Raw genomic sequence first — 19,118 nt, 5'->3', positions numbered from 1 at the left:
CATTGCAATGGTTTTAGAATATCCGGCTATATCTGATGGGAGTGTTCGCTATGGTCACCGCAAAAAGAGAATTAACCCTGGAGGGGCTTTCCTGCGCCGCCTGTGCGGCAAAAATGGAGGCACAATTGAGTAAGATTGCAGGGGTCACCGGGGTATCGGTGAACTTTGCCACCAAGAAGCTGACTCTGGAAACAGACCGGGCGCTGGATATGGACCGGGTGTTTGACGAGGTAAGAAGCATCGTTAATAAGCTGGAGCCGGATGTAATTGTTCAGGAGAAAAAGATCGATTTTACCACCAATAAAGCTTTTTTGCTGATGGGGTTGGACTGTGCCCGGTGCGCCTCCAGGATTGAAGACCGGGTGCGCCAAATCGGTGGCGTTAAAAGCGCCACTCTCAACTTCCCGGCCAAAAAATTGCTGGTGGAAGTGGGAAAAGGAGCTAATTTTGAAGATTTTTTGGATAGCATCAAACAATCGGTGCAGAGCATTGAGCCCGATATCGAGCTGAAAGAATTGGCTGAGCAGGATAAAGTGATCTCTCCTTCGAAAGAAAAAGCGGGCGAAAAGAAAGAAATGGCGCGCCTGACCGTCGGGGCGGCCTTTTTTGCCGTGGCCCTGATTTTTAAGTTTCCTTTTGCCGTGGAAGCATTGTTATACATAATCAGCTACCTGCTGGTGGGCGGGGAAATACTGCTTAAAAGTGCCCGGAACATTTCCCGGGGGCGGGTTTTTGACGAAAACTTCCTGATGAGCGTTGCCACGCTGGGTGCTCTGGCCATCCGGCAGTTCCCCGAAGCGGTTGTGGTGATGTTGTTTTACCAGGTGGGGGAACTTTTCCAGGACGTGGCGATAAATCGCTCGCGCAAGTCCATCGCCGCGCTGATGGATATCCGCCCGGATTATGCCAACCTGAAATCCGGTAATGAAATAAAGCAGGTCAGCCCGGAGAGCGTAGGCATCGGGGACGTAATCGTGATTAAGCCCGGCGAAAAGGTGCCTCTGGACGGCAAAGTATTAGAAGGCAAATCAATGGTGGATACTTCCGCCCTGACCGGTGAGTCGGTCCCCAGGGAAGTAGTTTCAGGGGCCAAAGTGCTGGCCGGCTTTATTAATAAAAGCGGTCTTTTAACCGTGGAAGTGACCAAAGGGTTCGGGGAGTCCACGGTGGCAAAAATTCTGGACCTGGTGGAAAACGCTGCCGGTAAAAAGGCGCCCACGGAAAATTTTATCACCAGGTTTGCCAGGTATTATACCCCGGTGGTGGTGTTCGGGGCGCTGGCTATAGCCTTGCTGCCGCCCCTTTTCATCCCGGGGGCCACCTTTAGCCAGTGGATATACCGGGCCCTGGTGGTGCTGGTTATTTCCTGCCCCTGTGCGCTGGTGGTCTCCATTCCGCTGGGCTTTTTCGGCGGCATCGGCGGGGCCTCCAGGAACGGGGTGCTGGTCAAAGGCGGGAATTACCTGGAAGCGCTGAACAACGTGAAAATAGCCGTTTTTGACAAAACAGGCACTTTAACCAAAGGGGTTTTTAAGGTTACTGACGTGGTTCCCGGGGCAGGCTTTGATCAAGCTGAGCTGCTGGAATACGCCGCTTACGCCGAGGTCCACTCCAACCATCCCATTGCCCGGTCGGTGCAGGAAGCCTATAACAAAAATATTGATACCAAAAAGATCGCTGAGTATGAAGAAATCACCGGTCACGGGATTAAAGTTAAAGTAGATGGGAAAACAATCCTGGCCGGCAATGCCAAGTTAATGGTCAGGGAGGGAATCAGTCATGCCGAAGCCAATATCGCCGGCACGGTGGTGCACCTGGCGGTTGACGGCAAATATGCCGGCTACCTGGCCATTTCCGATGAAGTCAAGGAGGATGCCGCCCGGGCCATGCGCGGCTTAAAGGAAGCCGGGGTGAAGAAACTGGTGATGCTGACAGGGGATAACCGGGCGGTGGGAGAGGAAGTGGGCCGGCGCCTGGGTTTGGATGAAGTGCATGCCCAGCTGCTGCCCGACCAAAAGGTGGAGCAAGTGGAGCGGCTGAACCATGTCAAAGGTCCCGGGGAAAAACTGGTTTTTGTAGGGGACGGCATCAACGACGCCCCGGTGCTGGCCCGGGCCGACGTGGGTGTGGCTATGGGCGGTTTGGGCTCCGACGCCGCCATTGAGGCGGCGGACGTGGTGCTGATGACCGATGAGCCCTCCAAGCTGGTGACGGCTATCAGGATTGCCAGGCGTACCAAAGGGATTGTGTGGCAGAACATTATCCTTGCTCTGGGGGTGAAGGCCATAGTTCTGGCACTCGGCGCAGGCGGCATCGCCACCATGTGGGAGGCGGTTTTTGCCGATGTTGGAGTGGCCCTGCTGGCGATTATCAACGCGATGCGGGTAATGAATGTCCATCTAATGTCACAAAAAGTTTAAAAAAATGTAACAAAGCTGAAACAATGGTTTGTTATCCTTATAAAAAATATATTTTAGCCTCATGGCCGAGATTCATGCCGGTGCAAAAGACCTATTGCGTTTTAACATTCAAACATGCATTTAAATATGAGAATGAGAATGGGGTGAGGAAATATGTCTGTCTGCGAGATATTTTGCTTTGATGAAGAAAAGGTTAACCGCATTAAGCAAGAAGTGGCGGCAACCGAAGGCCTGGGGCATATATTTAAGGCCCTGGGCGATGAAACCAGGATAAAGATAATCTATGCCCTTTCCCGGGAGGAGCTGTGCGTGTGTGATGTGGCTCAGATTATTGACGCCACCGTGGCGGCGGCCTCTCACCACCTGCGGCTGCTGAAAAACATGGGCCTGGCCAGGAGCAGGAAACAGGGCAAGATGGTTTTTTATTCTTTAAGCGATAATTGTGCCAAAACCATTGTCGAAGCCGCCCTGCGGCATTATCAAGGGGAACATGGCGCAACAAAATAAAAGCACAGTATGGGAGGTTAAATCATGGCAGAATGCAACGACCCTAAATGCAGCTGCAGTTGTTCCAATAATCGTGGATCTACAGCCCAATTAGAGGGCATAAAAACCGTGCGGCGGGCCGGCCAGGTATTATCGGGTGAGGATGCCCGGAGCAGGCTGGATACCTTTCGGCTTACCGGCCTGGATTGCGCGGACTGCGCGGCCAAACTGGAAAAAAGGTTGGCCCAAATGGCCGGGGTGGAGAGTGTTGAAGTAAACTTCGGCGCGTCCAAGCTGACTGCCCGGCACAGCGCCTGTGTGAAGGAAATCATCCGGGCGGTGGAAGAAGCAGGTTACGGTGCTGAACCGGCCGGGGTAACCGTAGAAAACAAACCGGCGCTGTTTTGGGAAGATGTCAAGCTGCTGCTGACCGCGTTTTCCGGGCTGTTATTGCTGACAGGATTTGCGGCATCATTGTTTAATGCGCCAAACCAGGCGATCGTGGCCTTATTTATTGCAGCCATGCTTTCCGGCGGGCTCATTACAGCCAAAAACGCTTATTACTCAATTAAATCGTTAAGCATAGATATGAACGTGCTCATGTCTGTTGCTGTAATTGGGGCAGCCGCCATCGGCGAGTGGGCCGAGGGAGCCACGGTGGTTTTCCTTTTTGCCCTCGGTAACACTTTGCAGGCCTACAGTATGGATAAAACCAGAAATTCCATCCGGGCGCTGATGGAGCTTTCACCCAGGCAGGCCCTGGTGCGCCGTGGTGACCGGGAAATGGTGCTGCCGGTGGAAGAAATTAAAATCGGTGACATCGTTATTGTTAAGCCGGGTGAGAGTATCGCAATGGATGGCCGGGTGCTGATAGGAACTTCAATGGTTAACCAGGCACCCATTACCGGTGAGTCCATGCCGGTGGAGAAAAGTCCGGGCGCCGAAGTATTTGCCGGTACCATCAATGAAGCGGGCGCGCTGGAAATCGAGGTTACCAGGCTGGTGCAGGATACTACACTGGCCAAAATTGTCAACATGGTGGAAGAGGCCCAGGCGCAAAAAGCACCCTCCCAGCAGTTTGTGGACGTCTTTGCCCGGTATTATACACCGGTTGTAATAGCCGCGGCATTGGCCATCGCTGTCATCCCTCCCCTTGCGCTGGGGCTGCCGTTTGAGCCCTGGCTGGAAAAGGCGCTGATTCTGCTGGTGATTGCCTGCCCTTGCGCGCTGGTTATTTCCACGCCTGTATCAATCGTTTCGGCCATCGGCAGCGCCGCCCGGCGGGGCGTTTTAATCAAAGGGGGCGCTTACCTGGAGGAAGCCGGCGCGCTAAAAGTAGTGGCCTTTGACAAAACGGGCACTCTGACCGAGGGGAGCCCCGCGGTAACCGATGTTATCCCCGTGGGTGGACATGCTGAAAAAGACGTGGTGGCCATTGCTGCCGCAGTGGAAAACCGGTCCCAGCACCCCCTGGCCCGCGCCATTCTGCGCCATGCCGGGCAATTGGCGGTAACGCCTCCTGCAAGCACGGAATTTCAGTCCATTACCGGTAAGGGGGCTAGCGTTATAATTAACGGTAATCCTTATTATATCGGCAACGCCAGGCTGTTTGACGACTTGCGGGTGGATACAACCGGCCTGCGCCAAACTCTAACCAGGCTGCAAAAGGAAGGTAAAACGGCCATGCTGATCGGCTCGCGCGCTACCATCATGGGCATCATTGCCGTGGCGGACCAGATGCGGACGAACAGCGCTGATACTGTGCAGGGTTTACGGGCTGCCGGCATCCAAAAGATGATCATGTTAACCGGTGATAATTCTGATACCGCCCGGGCTATTGCTTCCGAGCTAAAGCTTGATGATTTTAGAGCAGAGCTTTTACCGGAGGACAAACTGAAAGTAATTAAGCATTTACAGCAGCAGTACGGCAAGGTGGGTATGGTCGGTGACGGGGTCAATGACGCGCCGGCACTGGCCACCGCCAATATAGGTATTGCAATGGGCGGCGCGGGCACGGATACGGCCCTGGAAACTGCCGATATCGCGCTGATGGCGGACGACCTGTCCAACTTACCCTACGCAGTCGACCTCAGTCGCCGGGCTTTAAAGATTATCAAGCAAAATATTATTTTTGCCCTGCTGGTTAAAGCCGCCTTTATCGCTGGCACACTTTGGGGGGTGACCAATCTCTGGATGGCCGTGTTTGCAGATACCGGGGCGGCGTTAATGGTCATAGCTAATGGTATGCGCCTGATGAGGGTAAGTGGTAATACTTCATTAGCGGGGCCTCAGCAAGACATCGTTGGCGATGTGGTATATCAGAATTCTTAGTTCTTTGGCCGGAAAAAACACTAATTTATAAAAATCAAAACCAAGATGGAAATTAAAACTAATCCGGCCCAAGACACCTCTTGTGCTGCTCGTGCCATGTTTTGGCAAAATAACAGGGAAAAAGGCAATAAGCCCGAATTAATGGCAGCGGCCGTTTTCGAACTGAGTAGTTGCCAACTAAAATTATTCAATAAAGCCGCTGCTATTATTTAAGAAATATGCCCATACCCGGTAAATTAGTTTAAAACTATATGTTATTAATTTACATGTTTTTTTTTTTTTGGAAAATATAATTTTTAGCCAGCATGGAAGATCCCTGATACCTGATAATCAAAGGACAGTTTGATGAAAGAGGTGAAAATGGTCAAATAAAATTTGACCAGGGTGGATGGATATAGTTTTACGTGGTGGTATTGCCGGTTCTATTGGGGTGGCGGCATATGGGGGAACCAACTGGCTGCTTTATCACTTTGGCCTTTTACCTTATACCGGAATCCATTATAATGCCGTATTTTTAAATCCTCCCGGAACCCCGATAAATACATTAACAATGACTATAGGAGTGCTAGCCTCATTTGTCACCGGTTCATTTGTAGGTGTAATAATCTCATTTCTTCTCCAAAGAACGGGAAATGACTATGCCTGGCTGAAAGGCATGGGAGTTGGGGTCGTTTTATGGCCTGTACACGTGGCCATAATTCCTAATTCAATGGTGCCAAGAGTTTATTCAGTCCTGCCTCCCGTAATGGTTTTGGCCTGCTTTTTTTTCGAAGCTTTATTTGGTCTGGTAACAGGTCTTGTTTTGCAGTTTCTTTCTAAGCAGGAACCAGATAAAATAGGTGATTAAAATTTTAAGCAATGTTATCTGGGGATTGTTACGGCCGGTATTATCGCAATCATTGTCGAGACAGCTATAGACTACCTGCTGTACGGAAGATATCTAAAGATAATTTAATAATATTAAGGGAGGAACAATCACGTGCAACGCATCAAAGATAGAATAACTTTAGGATTAATCGCTGGCTTGGGAGCGAACCTTGTCAAGGAAGCAATTGCAGAAACGGGAGTCCGCTCAGGGCTGACCAAATACACGTGCAGAAGGATGGTTCCGTTAGTATTATTAAACAAAAAAGACGCCAAAACTTGGAAGGGTTGGTTTCTTGGTACGACTACAGACATGACCATTGCATGTCTGACAGGTGTTCTAATAAGTTATACCCTATCGCTCACCGGTAAGGATTACGGTTGGTTGAAAGGTACTATAGTCGGCAATGGGGTATTAGATCAAGTTTTTAATGCCTTTACAAGAGTATTGCCACAGGTTAAGCAAAATCCAAACAGCAATATACTTTGCAGAGGCATACATACAGTTTTTGGAATAACCGCTGCCTCAATCATCACCGCCTTAGGAGATCCTACTCTTTTTAAAGAGAGTCCTTATCCGCCAGATAATGGTATCCAGCAAAAAATGCTGTCACCTGAGAGTCGTCATAATAGTTGTATCGGCTGGAAACCCAGTGAAGTTAATGATACCGGGGCTCAAAATGGAGACTCTGCTAAAAATCAAAAGGGTATAAATGACGATGCAAAAACCAAGTTAAGACGACTCTATCCGCGGTTTAAGAGTCGACAGTCTACAAGTAGAGGTAATAGTTATCACTAACTGAATTTCAAATCATTTTACTGCCAAATTAATGTCAAATTATTGATAGTTATGGAAATTTGGCCGGTTCGGATAATTTAAGCGGCAGCTTTTTCGAGGGAGAGGTACGGGCCCAGTGGCATTCCAGCGGGCGAGAAAAATGAAAAACGTTTTAAAAAAAACGTGTCTCCGGGAATAAGGGTCAGGAACTGCCCGAGCCCTACCGGACGGTAACCCAGCCTGGCCAACCGGTGGAGCATATCCCACTGTTTACCGGCCTTAAGGATAACGAGGCCATTCTAAAGTCCACCTTTGGTCAGAACATCGACATGGTTTACCGGAATTTTCGGCTGGGTGTTGCGGAGCAGGTGGAAGCAGCAGTCATTTACCTGGACGGCATTACCTGGCACTAACAGTATCTATAATTAAACAATAAGGTGAAAGATATTTTTTAAATTATTGCAAAATTTTACTTGATCAGTGTAACTTACCTGTGCTAACTTTAAATCGGCCGGAATTTTCCGGCTTTTCTTTTTTGGCGGCGGGGGTCCGGCCACTCCCGCCGCCAAACACTAATTAAACAGGTATTAAGAAAGATATCATTGACGAAAGGAGATGAAACGATATGGCAGTTAACAAAGTTATTGTAGGGACTACGCTGCGCATCCAGTTCCAGACCGGGGTGGACGGCAACGGCAATCCGGTTTACAGTACCAAGAGTCTGAATAATGTCAAAGACACGGCGGCGGACCAGGATATTTACGATGTGGCCCTGGCGTTGGCCCAGCTGCAGGAATACACTGCTGAATCAGTGATGCGCGTTGATTACGGCAGGCTGGAAGAAGCGATTTAAACTTTCCGGCATAGATAAAGGCATCTCGAACGTATTAATACCGGACCGCAAAATAGGAAAGGGGACACACCTCCGCTTTCAGGACGAGTCTTATAGGTAGGAGGTATGTCCCCAATAAAGCGGTGATTAATGGACCGGGTGTATCGGTCCAAGAAAGGAGGTTATAGCCTATGGCTACTACGCAAACCCTACAAATGCGTTTTGTAACCCAGGCGGGCAACCGGGTAACTATTTCGTTGGATAATCCAAAGGATACTCTTACCGAGGCCGAGGTTACTGCGGCAATGGACCAAATCATTGCTAAAAATATTTTCGTCACCAGCGGCGGCGACCTGGTGAGTAAGGATAGCGCGCAAATCGTTGACCGGACCGTCAACATCATTTATGAGGCATAAAGTTAACACGGGGTTTCTGGTAGGTTCAAGGTGGGGAATACAGCCCCACCTTTATTGTTATTCGAGGGGGTTAAATTATAATGGAAGAAATAATGAAACTGGCAGCGAACTACGGTTTTCCAATGGTAGTCGCAGGGTACCTTTTAGTGAGGCTGGAGCCGCTGATCAAGGAGCTGCAAAAATCAATTACACTGCTAACGCTGGTGGTGGCCAAGCAGTCGGATGTGGATGTGGAACAAATGCGCCAGATAGTAGAGGGCGGCAGCTGATGCCGGCCCCGGGCGATAAAGGGGTGCCGGTTCCCGGGTTGCAGTTGGTATCGTTCCCGGGCGATAGAGGGGCGCCGGTATACGAGCTGCAGCGGCAGCTGGCCACGGCTGGCTTTGACCCGGGCCCGGCGGACGGAGTGTATGGGCCGCGCACCCGCCAGGCGGTTGTACAACTGCAGCAAATTTGCAGATTGGCAGCGGATGGCATCGCCGGGCCAAATACATTAAAGGCGCTGGCATTCCACTTACCGCACCGGCCGGAGCCCGGCCGCCGCCTCAGCCCGCACTTTAAGGAGCAAGAGTTCGCCTGCCGCTGCTGCGGCCTGGTTCGGGTTAACCTTTACCTGGTGGATATGCTGGAGCAGCTGCGCGAGCGCCTGGGCGGCAGGCCGGTGGTTATTACCTCCGGCTACCGCTGTCCGGAGCATAACCGTATAGTGGGCGGCGCAAAGCAAAGTCAGCACCTGCTGGGTAATGCAGTGGATATTGAAGTGGATGGACTTGTCCCGGGAGAAGTGGCGACTGCTGCCGGGCAGGTCGGGTTCCTGGGCGTGGGACTTTACCCAACATTCGCCCATGTTGATGTCAGGCAGAGTGGGCCGGCTAGATGGACGGAAACAAGGTAAATCGGATTCTTTGATGGGGTAATCAATTAAAGTTGATGTAATTTAAAAACCAGGTAGTAGGATTGATTTTTTATACTTTACAATGCATATTCTACGCTTCAACTTTTTCTTACCCCCACAAAAACCCATGCACACGGCGTGGGTTTTTTACCATATTAAATACAATGACGGACACCGACCGAGTGATGTGTGAGATGATGGGTGTTTGGGGTTTAGCACCAACCAACTCGTGATATTGGCATATTTTTTGGCATATTTTACTTGATTTTTGACAAACCATATGTTACCATAATTCTGTAAAATCAAGATCAGGAGGTTTGCAATTTGGCAATACCCGAAAATGAAGCAAAACAGATACTTGCCCCATACATTCCAAGCATAACAAAATGTATCGAAGCGGCTGTACAAGAATATCTACTTAACGTTCGTAGAATTCAATTTTCCAAAAGAACAAGGGCTAGCATTATTAATGATTTAATAATTGATTACGCTTTTAAATATTTACAAAATGAACCAGGTATAAGATGGAGCTTTAAAAGGAATTGTTTTTACTTTTTTATACAAGATAAGTTCAAGCTTAAATTTAAAATGTTTGATAAAAATTTAAAAACTAGAAATATCCCTACTCAACAAGTACTTAAATTTATAAATCAGCAAGAAAATTTTCTTAACTTTCCTGATTTACCTCCGGCTGTAACCAATATATTTGCTGGATATAGGTGGAATTATTTACAAACCGAACACGAAGGTTTTTTTATTACCTGCCCGGATGGAAGCAGTAATCTTTGGGTCATTGAACTAATCTCGGAAAAATCTGCAATATCAGAACTTATACCTATTAATGCTCAAACTAAGCGTAAACGCGTAACGCCTAGGAAGGTGGAACAAGATGTTAAAGAAGGTGACGAATGAACAAGACAAGAAGTTTAACCCCGAAATGCTAGTAATCGGGAGAGAATCACGTGCGCTAACCCAGAAAGATTTAGCAAATAGACTTGGTGTAAATCAGGGTTGGCTTTCAAGAATTGAAAGCAATTTAAGGCCAATCTCCGATGAGATTGTAGAGCAATTCTCAAATATTCTGGGGTATCCTGTTGAATTCTTTTATCAAACAGATATGATTTATGGATTTGGACCCAGCGAGCTATTTAACAGAAAGCGCCAGGATATTCCAGTCAAAAAGCTTCAAACGATACATGCCCAACTCAATTTGAGAAGAATGCAGTTAACCCGCTTGTTACGTGATGTTGATATTTGCGAAGTTAATATACCTATTTTTGATCTTATGGATTTTGATAATAACATCGAAAATATCGCTAAAACGGTAAGAGCCTTGTGGCATATCCCACCAGGCCCAATTGCTAACCTTTCAAGAATAATAGAAGATAACGGTGGAATTATAATTCCTTTTGATTTTGGAACGCCTAGAATTGACGCAATAAGTCTTGCCTTACCTAAATTACCACCGCTATTTTTCATAAATATTAATTACCCTGGTGATAGGATGCGTTTTACTTTATCCCACGAATTAGCACACATTATAATGCACCAAAAAGATCCCAATCCTAACATGGAGAAGGAAGCTGACCGATTTTCCGCAGAGTTTTTAATGCCTGCAAAGGAAATCCGTCCATATTTAAGAAATTTATCTATTCAACGATTAGCTGAATTAAAAATTCATTGGAAAGTTTCTATGGCTGCTTTGTTAAAGCGTGCAGCTGATTTAGGAGAGATAACTGAAAGACAATATCGATTCTTATGGATGAAAATGAGTAAACTTGGTTACAAGACAAAGGAACCACTTGAAATACCCAAGGAAGTACCAACCCTTTTTCAAGAAATTATTGACGTTTATAGAAACGAGCTAGGCTATACAGCGAAGGAATTAAGTAAAAAACTTAATTTGATGGAACAGGAAACACGCCAAATTTATTTTAATAACAATAAATTATTAAAAATAATTAAATAAACTCTTAAAATGGTGTGTATGGGCCTTGCAAAATCCCATATACATTCACCACCTTCAGCAAATCGCAAATTAGCCCTGCCGCGTCTTACCGATACTGCATCTTTTCAATTGCCTTCCGCCACCGAAAAGCTATTGACAGGCTATCCAAAGGTAGCCACACATCACCAGGCCCAGCTCTGGGGTTAACCTTTTGGGTCGGTCCTGGTCATGTGTGGCTTTTATTGTACCCTGCATGCCATGACACCCGGGTCTCGTGCATGTCAGCCAGAGTGCCGGAAAAGCCCTTTAGGGCTTGGCTCACCGGTCCTGGCTTTTCCGGCACACTGGCCAGCTCTGGGGTCGGCCACGCCCATACCTGACTGCGGTGCCACAAGTTTTACCGCCCGCTCGACAGGTTACTTTCCGCAGGGGGGCACCGTCCCCCCTCGAACTTCCCCCCGCCAGAAGCTAGCGCCAGGGGTGCATCCGGTCCGGGGCATTTCTCTAGTGCCACCGGTCGCCCAATGGGGGCCGCAACTGCGGCCCCTTTCCCGCAGAGCCCGGCATGCAAGAGGACCTCGAAGGCTGGCCAGGGTGGTTGGCCGCTTTTCCCCGGCCACTCTGGCCGACATACAAGCCGGGGTGGGGTCCCGGCTAGGTTTAATAATAGCCAGGCATGTGCCGGGCCGACCAGTGAGCCAAGCCCGGAAGCTGGTCCGGGACTTGCCCGGCCTCCATTGCGTGTAAAGACTTCCGGATTGACAACCTGGTGCGACTTCCTGGAAGTAAGGCGTGGCCAGGCCTAGCCCGCCAGGTGTGACAAAACACACGTTTCCCTGTACAAAACCAGCCTTTTTTTGTGATCGAGCGGGTATTTCCCGGAACGGTCGCAGCGCGTTTTTTCTATTATACATGCCAGGGGGCCGCGGCTGCAGCCCGGGTTCCCGGACGTAACCAGGTGTTGGCAGCGGGTGAGCGTAATCGAGTGGGAAAAACGCAGGCATTGGCGGGGCGGATCAGCGCCGGCACCGGAGCTGTCAGCAGCAGTATCACTAACACTGGCAAAAGGTAGCGCCAGGTGCGGCCCTGGTCTGGGGGCATCCTCTTAGGCCGCCAGGCCCGCCCCTGGCGCTTTTATTCATCAGCGCTGCGGTCGGGCAGAGTGCCGGGCCGGCCGGAAAAGATGGACCGGCCCGGCCCGCCGGCCTCGCCTTCGCGGGTCCTTGCATGTCTTTCTTTCGGTCCGCAGGGCTCTGCCCCGCACCCCGGCAGGGGCCGCCGGCCCCCACACCCCCAGCGGTGTTCCAGGCCCAAACGTTAGTGGTTGCCTCCCCTCCCGCTCTTTCTATTGTACCTCTGCCTGCCAGTGGCCGGCCCCTGGCTGCCGCGTGTCAAGGGTACGCCGATAAATAAAATTTTTCTACCTTGGGCTAATTCTGCATGTCGGAAAAAATTTTTTTATCAGCCCGGGTAAAAAGCGCCCGGCCCTTGACACGCGGCACCGGCAGCGGTGTGCGAAGAAAAACGGGAGGTTGGTAAGATGTTAAGAAGGCTGTTGGGTAGAATTGAAGATGGCAGGTTTGGCCGCGCGCTGGCTGGCATGCAGGCCGGCTGGCAGTGGGAGTGCAAGAATCGAGAAGCAGGGTTGGTTGAGGGTTTCGTGCGCGATGGCATTAAAGAGCGCATGGTGGTAATTGAGCGCCGGGGCCGCGGTGGCGCTGCCCGGTGCAGCTGCGAGGATGCAGTCAAGCGCGGTGTGCTGTGCAAGCATGTGGCGTTTGCGGCTATGTCGGAGCTGGGGCTGGCTGCCGCGGCCCGCAGCAAGCACCGGCAGTTGGAGGAGCTGGGGCGCTAAGGCGCCCCTTTTTTGGTCGCACGGTATCCCGCACCCCTGCCACCGGGGGCGCGGCTGCGCCCCTATGCAGCTGTAAGCAGCTGGGTTGCTGAATCGACTGCCTCCCCACCGAGCTGCCTTTCACCGGGCACACCACAGCCCGGGCCGCTTATAGGCCGGGCTATGTGAGTCCCGGCCCGGGCCGTCGTGTGCCTCACTTTGTTGGTAACGCTCACATGGTCAACCTACGGCGCGGCGCACATCGAAGCAGGGCTATAAACAGAGGAAATTTACCGCCCTGCTCCGAAGTGCCGCCTTACTTGGATGGTGATAACCGGCGGGCTAGTGGCAGGCTGATTCGGCAAACATACTGCCGCCGGGCAAAGTGTGGCCGGCCTTTTGTGGGCATCCTCACGGGTCATTGCCGTCCACACCTTGCCCGGAAGAAACGTGGGTGGTAGGCGGTCTGTGCATGTCGGTCGCACACCGGGCCGAGCTTTAGGGTTTAGCTTTCAGGTCCGGCCCGGAGTGCGGCCAGCTATGGGGTCATGTGCCTAACGGCAATTCTTTGGGGTCCTCGTATGGGCTTTTCTTTCGGGTCCGGGACTTCCGCTCGTGCATTCTGCTCCACTGCGCCTCCGGTCTCTCCGCTTGACCAGCGGCTATCACTTTGGGGTATACCTTTTGGGTCAGCCGCAAGTCCCGCTCCGCTCCCTGCGGCTCCGTTTCACTGCGTGCACCAGCTCCGGTCCTATCGGGGTCATCCTTTGGGGGCGGGGGCCGCACCCTGCCGGTAATTCCTCTGTTGCAATCTCTGGGGTCGTGAATTCCCGGCAGCGTGCTCGCCGGCCTTTGAGGGTCCATGATATAAACTCCCCACTGCGTTAGTTATTATTTGGCTTTATCATGTATACCAATACCGGTATGTATTTAACCAGAGACCGCTGCTGCGGTCTGGCATGTGGGGCGCGGCTGCGCCCTCAATGGAACTGAGACAATTATGTCTTGGTTAAACGGATACGGGTGCTGGGAGCAGCGAACTGGTCATGTCACACCACAGCTGATGCAGAAGCGTTGATCGCCAGGCATTTAATTAAACTTATCCTCCCTATCAGCAGACGGGCATAATGTACGGTTCTGACTTACAATTTATTGCTAATTAACATGGTATAAGTTAGAATACAGAAAATAATACTGATATAAAAGTAATTGTCTTTAAGGATTGAATATAAACCTAACGTAAGTTTTTAGGCATTGATAAACTTTTCTTTTTGGGAAATATTATAAGGTGGTTTGTTATGCTAACTGACGAATTGCTGGAATTAATTGAAGAGTTAAAGCTGGGTAGAGTAGAAACCCAAAAAATAGAGTGTAAAGAAGCCCGTAGAAATATCCCGCGTAGCCTTTCGGAAACATTATCAGCATTTAGTAATACCCACGGCGGTGGAATTATTTTATTGGGAGTGGGGGATGCACCTACCTTTCCTATTTTAGGGGTTGAAAATATTGAGAGTTTACAAACTGCTGTAGCAAATATGTGTGCCCAGGAACTCGATCCTCCAATACGTCCCCAATTTTCTCTGCACAATATATCAGGGAGATCCTTACTGATAATAGAGGTACCTGAAGCAGGTACCTCGGAAAAACCTGTTCATATCAGAGCTCGCGGTATATATCATGGTTCTTTTATACGTCAAGCTGATGGTGACCACCAACTTACTGAATATGAAGTGTTAAAATTGCTGGAAAACAGAGGGCAGCCAAGACATGACATGGAAGTGGTTGATGTAGATTATGATGCGGTTTTAGACAGCAAAGTTTTAGAATCTTTTGTTAATAGGGTAAGAGAACGTTCGCATGGCCCTATTGCTGATGCAGATAATTTTACCATCTTACGATCTACTCATGTTTTAGCTGAAAGAGAAGGTAAATTGGTACCTACTGTATCCGGACTATTAATGTTTGGTAAAGTGCCCCAATTTTTTTTCCCAAACTTACGTGTCGTGTTCCTGGTTTATCCTAATAGTGATCCTAACCAGCCTGGTCCCAACGGAGAACGTTATTTGGTTAATGAACCGGTGGAAGGTAATATTCCGGCTATGTTACACAGAATAATTATATTATTAGGAAGACACTTGCAGAAGAGAACTGTGATTACTGGTTCTATCGAACGCGAAGAATCCTGGGAATACCCTCGGGAAGCATTGCGGGAAGCATTGGCAAATGCGCTTTTGCACAGGGATTATTCACCACAAGCCAGGGGAAGTCAGATTCAGGTTGCCTTATATCCCGACCGGTTAACTATTTCAAATCCGGGTGGTCTTTTTGGAACAGTAACTCTGGATAATATTGACCAACCTGATGTTCAACAAGCAAGGAATTCGGCTTTAATGCGTATTGCAGAGGATTTAGGAATCGTTGAAAACCGTGGCGGAGGTGTCGGTGCAATAATTTCAGCTATGCGTAAGCATAATTTATCCCTGCCATTATTTAAGAATACTTTGAGCCGGTTTGGCTTAACATTTAAGAATCACCATTTACTTGGGCATGACGCCCTTATGTGGCTTGAAACTACTAATATAGGTCACTTAAATAGTAACCAGAGGCTGGCTCTTGTGTATGCAAGAAATGAGGGACGTATAACCAACAGAGAGTATCAACGGCTATGCGGTGTAGATACAATAATTGCCACACGCGAGCTCGGAGAAATGGTCCACGCTGGGGCGCTGAGTATGACGGGAACGCGCCGGTGGGCTTTTTATGAGCTTTCTCCAAAGCTATCAGGGCTTGAGGAAGATATGAAGTTTAAGAATCTTCCTGCTGATTCCAAGTTGATTTGGAAATATATAAAAGATAACCAGCCGGTAGCACGGAAAGATATTATAAAAGGTCTCAAAAATACATTCTCTCCTAACCAAATTGATTACAGGCTAGAAAAAATGGTAGAGGCGAAGCTTATAGTTCCGACAAACACTCGGGAAAAGGCTAGTAACAGAAAATATATAATAATATAATAAATTATTTCAGCTTAATGAACTTCGGAAAGACTTCGGAATTTATTTTCCGAAGTTTATATGAAAAAATATTTTTCATAATAAGCCCATGAAGGTGGGGTGGCGCTGCCACCCCCGAGGGCAGGGGCCGCGGCTGCGGCCATTCGCGCGCTACCGCTTGCGCCCTTCCACCAGGCTGCGGAAGGTTAATCAGATTATTGGTAAAACTAATAGTAAATATGAAATGATGTAAGTAACTTATATTTTGTTTAAAGAGTTAGGGGTTCAAGCATAAAGCATTAATTATTGTAAGGGTATAGTATTTACTTGGTCTTTAAGTTAATATATCATTTGTGTGGGAGGTAGGGGATATATTTGGTTACCATAAGGTACGGTCCGCCTCCACCAGATTATCTACCATCTATTGATAAAATATATTTTACCGGCAGGTGGTTTATGTTTTGACTAAAAGTCCAGTAATAAAGCCGTTCCTGCATTTTAGCGGAGCGGTTTTTCGATTTCTGGTGGGTTATTTTGGCGATGACGAAATATAATCCGGCCATTTTCCGTTGAGGTTGACTGGAGTAATCGTTGAAATTTAGCAGGGGGTGTGCATCGCCATCAGGTAATCGTTGAAAGTTTGGGGAAACGTTAAAATTGTGTCCTTAATTGCAACTAATCGGCTTTCACCAACTTTACGCCATCTACCGAGGCTAAACAGCAGATTTTTCCGTTTGTGAACTGTTGACCTCGTGCATTAAACCGTTCACCGCTTGCTGAAAGATATGCTTGTTTTCTAGCTCTTGTCAAGCCAACATAAAACACGCAAAGATCGTCCAATATCAGGTTCTTCATTTGTTCAGGTAGCGTTTTCGGCAGTTTGCATACTGTACTGCTTGATGTATTTCTTAGGCTTGGACAATCTCTGCACAAGAAAGTAAAAACCCACTGTTCAACATCAGATAGAATAACATAATCCCATTCAAGCCCTTTCGCTCCATGGACAGTCGAGAGTATCACCCGAGAATCTACATACTCCATTGCCTGTTTCAGCTGTCTGTTCTCAAAGATATCCAATAACAACGTGTATTTGTCCTCAGACAACAAATCGGAATAATCAACCGATACTTTCTCTACAAGAGCGTCAAGCAAGTAAAGCAAGGAATCAATAGTCTTTACGTTTGATTGTGAATAAGCAGTCTTTACGCTTTCAGCAAACGCGATTAGGGCTTTCTTATTTATGTTCTTAGATTTGTCAAACTTCTTGATGAACATTTCTTGGCATCTGTTGTGGAACTCTACATATTCCAAATCTTCGTCAGTAAACATACCGTAGAAATACGGGATACTGTTATTTGAAAGTTCCTCTTCGACAATTTCGGCGTTTTTTCCACGTCCGCGAAAGAGTATAGCTATTTTACCCGTATCGTCTTGTAGAAGGCTCTGAACTTTCGCAACAACCTTGCACGCCTCCTCCTTCTGAGTGCTTCCCCAAAATGCTGGTAGTTTTGCAGTATCAGAATCAGTAATCTCTGGGTCGAAGCAAGTCGCTGCGTTCGCCCTAATATTTGTGTCCAGCTTAAGCATCTCTGGATTGTTGCGGAAGCGGTAGTTCCTGGCAAGTGCTACTTGAACCATACCATATTTCGTTGCTGCCGTGGACATAATATCAGGCAACGCCCCTATGAAACCGTAAATGCGCTGCAAAGGATCTCCAAGAAAAACCAATTGGGTATGGTCGGAGATGATTGATTCCAGTAAAGACCAAGCAATGCAGTTTGTGTCTTGAAACTCATCGACAACGAGTAGCGGGTAGTAGCTCTGATAGAACTTCCGTACCTCAGGGAAGCGGGCGAAAATCTCCAGCACAAACAGAATGACAGCGTTGTGTGTAATGTATTCCAAAGGCAGGAGCTTCCTAATAACGATGTCATTGTATTCGTGTATAGTCTGTGCATCAGGAGCACTGGAAGCCTTGATGGAGTTTTCTATACCTTCAAGCCGCTGGGTTTCTGATGCAGATAAAGTAGTATTTAGACCTTGGCGTCTGCTAATTTCACTGTCGCTGATCGCCTTGAATAGATTGATATCTTTTCGCAATACGTCAGAGATGAGATAGCCGTACTTTTTCAGAATCCCCTTACAAAACCCGTGGTAGTTCGTGACAGTTACTTTCTCGCCTATGGCAACCGGGCTGTTTTTTTCACCAAGGAGTACAGGCAATTTCTCTGCGACTTCCCGTTTGACTTTCAGTGCGGCATTCACGCTAAAGGTTAGTCCAAGTATACGCTTTGGGTTTGGTATGCCACCGGAAGCAAACAGATACGCAATACGGCTAATCATAGTGGTCGTTTTACCATACCCGGCGGGTGCTTCCACTATCAAGCGTGGACTGTCTGAAAAGATAACTTCAAGTTGCTTTTCATCGCCCTCGTGCTGCTTTGAAATTTTCTCCTTTAGTTCAGCAAGAATGGCATTAGGCATTGCTCGCCACCTTCCGCGCTTTTTTAATTGCATCGGCATAACAAGCAGGTATGAGGTCAGCGGGTAGCGCTTCGCCGATAATCCGTCCCAGGAGAACATCCTTCTTTGCCATAAACCAAGCGGAGTACATTTGGCAGAACTCACTCTCATCATCATCACTGACATCTGATAGCTTCTTAGGTACATAGCCTGTCATATCAATGCCCATCTTTTTGAAGTGCTTCCGCACAAAATCGGCATCCATCTCGACAGATTCTGCATTGCTGGATAAATCCTTAGCAATTTTCCTTACCAGGGCAGTTTGACCATTTGAAAATAGTTTCTTAACAATTTCAATTTCAAAGCAGAGTTCTTGTGTGAAAAACTCGTTATTAGCTGGGGTATGTCCAGTCCTAACATCACCGTCATAGATAGCAATGCTTGGGATTTTGAATTTATCTAGCAATTGGCGAAGCGGCTTGATTGACTCTTCGCCTCTTGCATTTATAACGCAGATGCCGTAATCATCTAGCGATACGCCAAGTTTTTCGGCAAAACTATGAATGCAACCATATTCGGTGGAGATTTAAAGAAAAATATATCTGTATCTGTACCGAGGTTGCCTAAAAAAGCAAATAACAACGGTAAATCGTCACTGGAGAAAGTTGTTGCCGTTAGCTCACCGGTACAGTCAGGTAAAACTTTTGTTGCTGTTAATCTGGCAGTTACAGTAGTGCAGGAAGGCTATAAGATAGCATTGGTGGATATAGACTATAAGAAGTTCAGTGTGCATACCTGGTTGAATTGTCCACCCGGTGAGGATGGGTTACAACAGGCATTAAATGACAATTCTGACCC

At 48.1% G+C, this 19,118-nt stretch carries 21 protein-coding genes and 1 pseudogene; 15 read left to right on the top strand and 7 right to left on the bottom strand.

Going from position 1 to position 19,118, the window contains the following annotated elements; all coding sequences use genetic code 11:
• Positions 1 to 50 precede the first annotated feature (50 nt).
• The 12 genes from H569_RS0111200 (at position 51) to H569_RS20150 (ending at position 10,991) form a co-directional block, all read left to right on the top strand.
• Entirely contained in the window at positions 51 to 2,420 is a 2,370-nt protein-coding gene (locus tag H569_RS0111200) for a heavy metal translocating P-type ATPase (RefSeq protein WP_027365062.1), read from the top strand.
• Between the two features lie 153 nt (positions 2,421 to 2,573).
• Positions 2,574 to 2,927, top strand: coding sequence for an ArsR/SmtB family transcription factor (locus tag H569_RS0111195; protein ID WP_027365061.1), 354 nt, complete (start codon positions 2,574 to 2,576; stop codon positions 2,925 to 2,927).
• A gap of 24 nt (positions 2,928 to 2,951) precedes the next feature.
• Complete coding sequence (locus H569_RS20155; protein ID WP_081410985.1) at positions 2,952 to 5,237, top strand: heavy metal translocating P-type ATPase; 2,286 nt, start codon at positions 2,952 to 2,954, stop codon at positions 5,235 to 5,237.
• Between the two features lie 388 nt (positions 5,238 to 5,625).
• Complete coding sequence (locus tag H569_RS0111180; RefSeq protein WP_027365060.1) at positions 5,626 to 6,084, top strand: hypothetical protein; 459 nt, start codon at positions 5,626 to 5,628, stop codon at positions 6,082 to 6,084.
• Between the two features lie 132 nt (positions 6,085 to 6,216).
• Positions 6,217 to 6,900 carry a hypothetical protein gene (locus tag H569_RS0111175; protein ID WP_027365059.1) on the top strand — a complete coding sequence of 228 codons (684 nt, stop codon included), beginning with the start codon at positions 6,217 to 6,219 and terminating at the stop codon, positions 6,898 to 6,900.
• A gap of 230 nt (positions 6,901 to 7,130) precedes the next feature.
• On the top strand, positions 7,131 to 7,292 hold the full coding sequence (locus H569_RS22555; protein WP_157833519.1) for a hypothetical protein: 162 nt from the start codon (positions 7,131 to 7,133) through the stop codon (positions 7,290 to 7,292).
• Between the two features lie 212 nt (positions 7,293 to 7,504).
• Complete coding sequence (locus tag H569_RS0111160; protein WP_027365058.1) at positions 7,505 to 7,732, top strand: DUF1659 domain-containing protein; 228 nt, start codon at positions 7,505 to 7,507, stop codon at positions 7,730 to 7,732.
• Between the two features lie 170 nt (positions 7,733 to 7,902).
• On the top strand, positions 7,903 to 8,127 hold the full coding sequence (locus H569_RS0111155) for a DUF2922 domain-containing protein (protein ID WP_027365057.1): 225 nt from the start codon (positions 7,903 to 7,905) through the stop codon (positions 8,125 to 8,127).
• Between the two features lie 80 nt (positions 8,128 to 8,207).
• The gene (locus H569_RS0111150; protein WP_027365056.1) at positions 8,208 to 8,396 is read left to right on the top strand and encodes a YvrJ family protein; all 189 of its coding nucleotides are present in this window, start codon (positions 8,208 to 8,210) and stop codon (positions 8,394 to 8,396) included.
• Entirely contained in the window at positions 8,396 to 9,022 is a 627-nt protein-coding gene (locus H569_RS22885) for a D-Ala-D-Ala carboxypeptidase family metallohydrolase (RefSeq protein ID WP_207637552.1), read from the top strand. The genes H569_RS0111150 and H569_RS22885 overlap by 1 nt, the downstream gene beginning before the upstream one ends.
• Positions 9,023 to 9,346: 324 nt before the next feature.
• Positions 9,347 to 9,934 carry a hypothetical protein gene (locus H569_RS0111140; protein ID WP_027365054.1) on the top strand — a complete coding sequence of 196 codons (588 nt, stop codon included), beginning with the start codon at positions 9,347 to 9,349 and terminating at the stop codon, positions 9,932 to 9,934.
• Complete coding sequence (locus H569_RS20150; RefSeq protein WP_051273598.1) at positions 9,912 to 10,991, top strand: helix-turn-helix domain-containing protein; 1,080 nt, start codon at positions 9,912 to 9,914, stop codon at positions 10,989 to 10,991. The genes H569_RS0111140 and H569_RS20150 overlap by 23 nt, the downstream gene beginning before the upstream one ends.
• An 885-nt stretch (positions 10,992 to 11,876) precedes the next feature.
• Here H569_RS20150 and H569_RS0111120 read toward each other — a convergent pair.
• Together H569_RS0111120 and H569_RS0111115 are read right to left on the bottom strand one after the other, a co-directional pair.
• On the bottom strand, positions 11,877 to 12,071 hold the full coding sequence (locus tag H569_RS0111120) for a hypothetical protein (protein WP_027365051.1): 195 nt from the start codon (positions 12,069 to 12,071) through the stop codon (positions 11,877 to 11,879).
• A gap of 33 nt (positions 12,072 to 12,104) precedes the next feature.
• Positions 12,105 to 12,284, bottom strand: a complete 180-nt coding sequence (locus tag H569_RS0111115; RefSeq protein ID WP_027365050.1) for a hypothetical protein — start codon at positions 12,282 to 12,284, stop codon at positions 12,105 to 12,107.
• A 226-nt stretch (positions 12,285 to 12,510) separates the two neighbouring features.
• Between H569_RS0111115 and H569_RS0111110 the strand changes: the two genes are divergently transcribed.
• Positions 12,511 to 12,825: an SWIM zinc finger family protein gene (locus tag H569_RS0111110; protein WP_027365049.1), complete on the top strand. Its 315-nt coding sequence runs from the start codon at positions 12,511 to 12,513 to the stop codon at positions 12,823 to 12,825.
• A gap of 62 nt (positions 12,826 to 12,887) precedes the next feature.
• Here H569_RS0111110 and H569_RS22550 read toward each other — a convergent pair whose 3' ends face one another.
• Both H569_RS22550 and H569_RS0111095 read right to left on the bottom strand, forming a co-directional pair.
• Complete coding sequence (locus tag H569_RS22550; protein ID WP_157833518.1) at positions 12,888 to 13,040, bottom strand: hypothetical protein; 153 nt, start codon at positions 13,038 to 13,040, stop codon at positions 12,888 to 12,890.
• Positions 13,041 to 13,350: 310 nt separating this feature from the next.
• The gene (locus H569_RS0111095) at positions 13,351 to 13,668 is read right to left on the bottom strand and encodes a hypothetical protein (RefSeq protein WP_027365048.1); all 318 of its coding nucleotides are present in this window, start codon (positions 13,666 to 13,668) and stop codon (positions 13,351 to 13,353) included.
• 434 nt (positions 13,669 to 14,102) lie between these two features.
• Here H569_RS0111095 and H569_RS20145 point away from each other — a divergent pair, with 434 nt between their 5' ends.
• Positions 14,103 to 15,818: an ATP-binding protein gene (locus H569_RS20145; RefSeq protein ID WP_051273597.1), complete on the top strand. Its 1,716-nt coding sequence runs from the start codon at positions 14,103 to 14,105 to the stop codon at positions 15,816 to 15,818.
• A gap of 654 nt (positions 15,819 to 16,472) precedes the next feature.
• On the opposite strand, the gene H569_RS0111085 is transcribed toward H569_RS20145, so the two are convergent.
• The 3 genes and pseudogenes from H569_RS0111085 to H569_RS23650 all read right to left on the bottom strand — a co-directional run.
• Positions 16,473 to 18,281, bottom strand: coding sequence for a UvrD-helicase domain-containing protein (locus tag H569_RS0111085; protein WP_027365047.1), 1,809 nt, complete (start codon positions 18,279 to 18,281; stop codon positions 16,473 to 16,475).
• Entirely contained in the window at positions 18,274 to 18,726 is a 453-nt protein-coding gene (locus tag H569_RS22765; protein WP_027365046.1) for a hypothetical protein, read from the bottom strand. Before H569_RS22765 ends, H569_RS0111085 begins: the two co-directional genes overlap by 8 nt.
• A 12-nt stretch (positions 18,727 to 18,738) precedes the next feature.
• A pseudogene (locus tag H569_RS23650) lies at positions 18,739 to 18,825 on the bottom strand (hypothetical protein); the annotation flags it as partial.
• Between H569_RS23650 and H569_RS20140 the strand changes: the two are divergent.
• Positions 18,820 to 19,118 (top strand): P-loop NTPase family protein (locus H569_RS20140; protein ID WP_169726464.1); only part of this gene is annotated, 299 nt, incomplete at its 3' end. The pseudogene H569_RS23650 and the gene H569_RS20140 sit on opposite strands and share 6 nt — an antisense overlap.

The organism is Desulfotruncus alcoholivorax DSM 16058 (assembly GCF_000430885.1).
GTDB classification, from domain to species: domain Bacteria; phylum Bacillota; class Desulfotomaculia; order Desulfotomaculales; family Desulfallaceae; genus Desulfotruncus; species Desulfotruncus alcoholivorax.
Note: the sequence above shows the minus strand (reverse complement) of the source record. Positions and strands in the feature narration are given on the sequence as shown.

Bases quoted from the DNA above. Each gene is read 5' to 3' on its own strand.
- H569_RS0111200 (WP_027365062.1), top strand. From the start codon at position 51: ATGGTCACCGCAAAAAGAGAATTAACCCTGGAGGGGCTTTCCTGCGCC.
- H569_RS0111195 (WP_027365061.1), top strand. From the start codon at position 2,574: ATGTCTGTCTGCGAGATATTTTGCTTTGATGAAGAAAAGGTTAACCGC.
- H569_RS20155 (WP_081410985.1), top strand. From the start codon at position 2,952: ATGGCAGAATGCAACGACCCTAAATGCAGCTGCAGTTGTTCCAATAAT.
- H569_RS0111180 (WP_027365060.1), top strand. From the start codon at position 5,626: ATGGATATAGTTTTACGTGGTGGTATTGCCGGTTCTATTGGGGTGGCG.
- H569_RS0111160 (WP_027365058.1), top strand. From the start codon at position 7,505: ATGGCAGTTAACAAAGTTATTGTAGGGACTACGCTGCGCATCCAGTTC.
- H569_RS0111155 (WP_027365057.1), top strand. From the start codon at position 7,903: ATGGCTACTACGCAAACCCTACAAATGCGTTTTGTAACCCAGGCGGGC.
- H569_RS0111150 (WP_027365056.1), top strand. From the start codon at position 8,208: ATGGAAGAAATAATGAAACTGGCAGCGAACTACGGTTTTCCAATGGTA.
- H569_RS22885 (WP_207637552.1), top strand. From the start codon at position 8,396: ATGCCGGCCCCGGGCGATAAAGGGGTGCCGGTTCCCGGGTTGCAGTTG.
- H569_RS20150 (WP_051273598.1), top strand. From the start codon at position 9,912: ATGTTAAAGAAGGTGACGAATGAACAAGACAAGAAGTTTAACCCCGAA.
- H569_RS0111120 (WP_027365051.1), bottom strand. From the start codon at position 12,071: ATGCCCCCAGACCAGGGCCGCACCTGGCGCTACCTTTTGCCAGTGTTA.
- H569_RS0111110 (WP_027365049.1), top strand. From the start codon at position 12,511: ATGTTAAGAAGGCTGTTGGGTAGAATTGAAGATGGCAGGTTTGGCCGC.
- H569_RS0111095 (WP_027365048.1), bottom strand. From the start codon at position 13,668: ATGGACCCTCAAAGGCCGGCGAGCACGCTGCCGGGAATTCACGACCCC.
- H569_RS20145 (WP_051273597.1), top strand. From the start codon at position 14,103: ATGCTAACTGACGAATTGCTGGAATTAATTGAAGAGTTAAAGCTGGGT.
- H569_RS0111085 (WP_027365047.1), bottom strand. From the start codon at position 18,281: ATGCCTAATGCCATTCTTGCTGAACTAAAGGAGAAAATTTCAAAGCAG.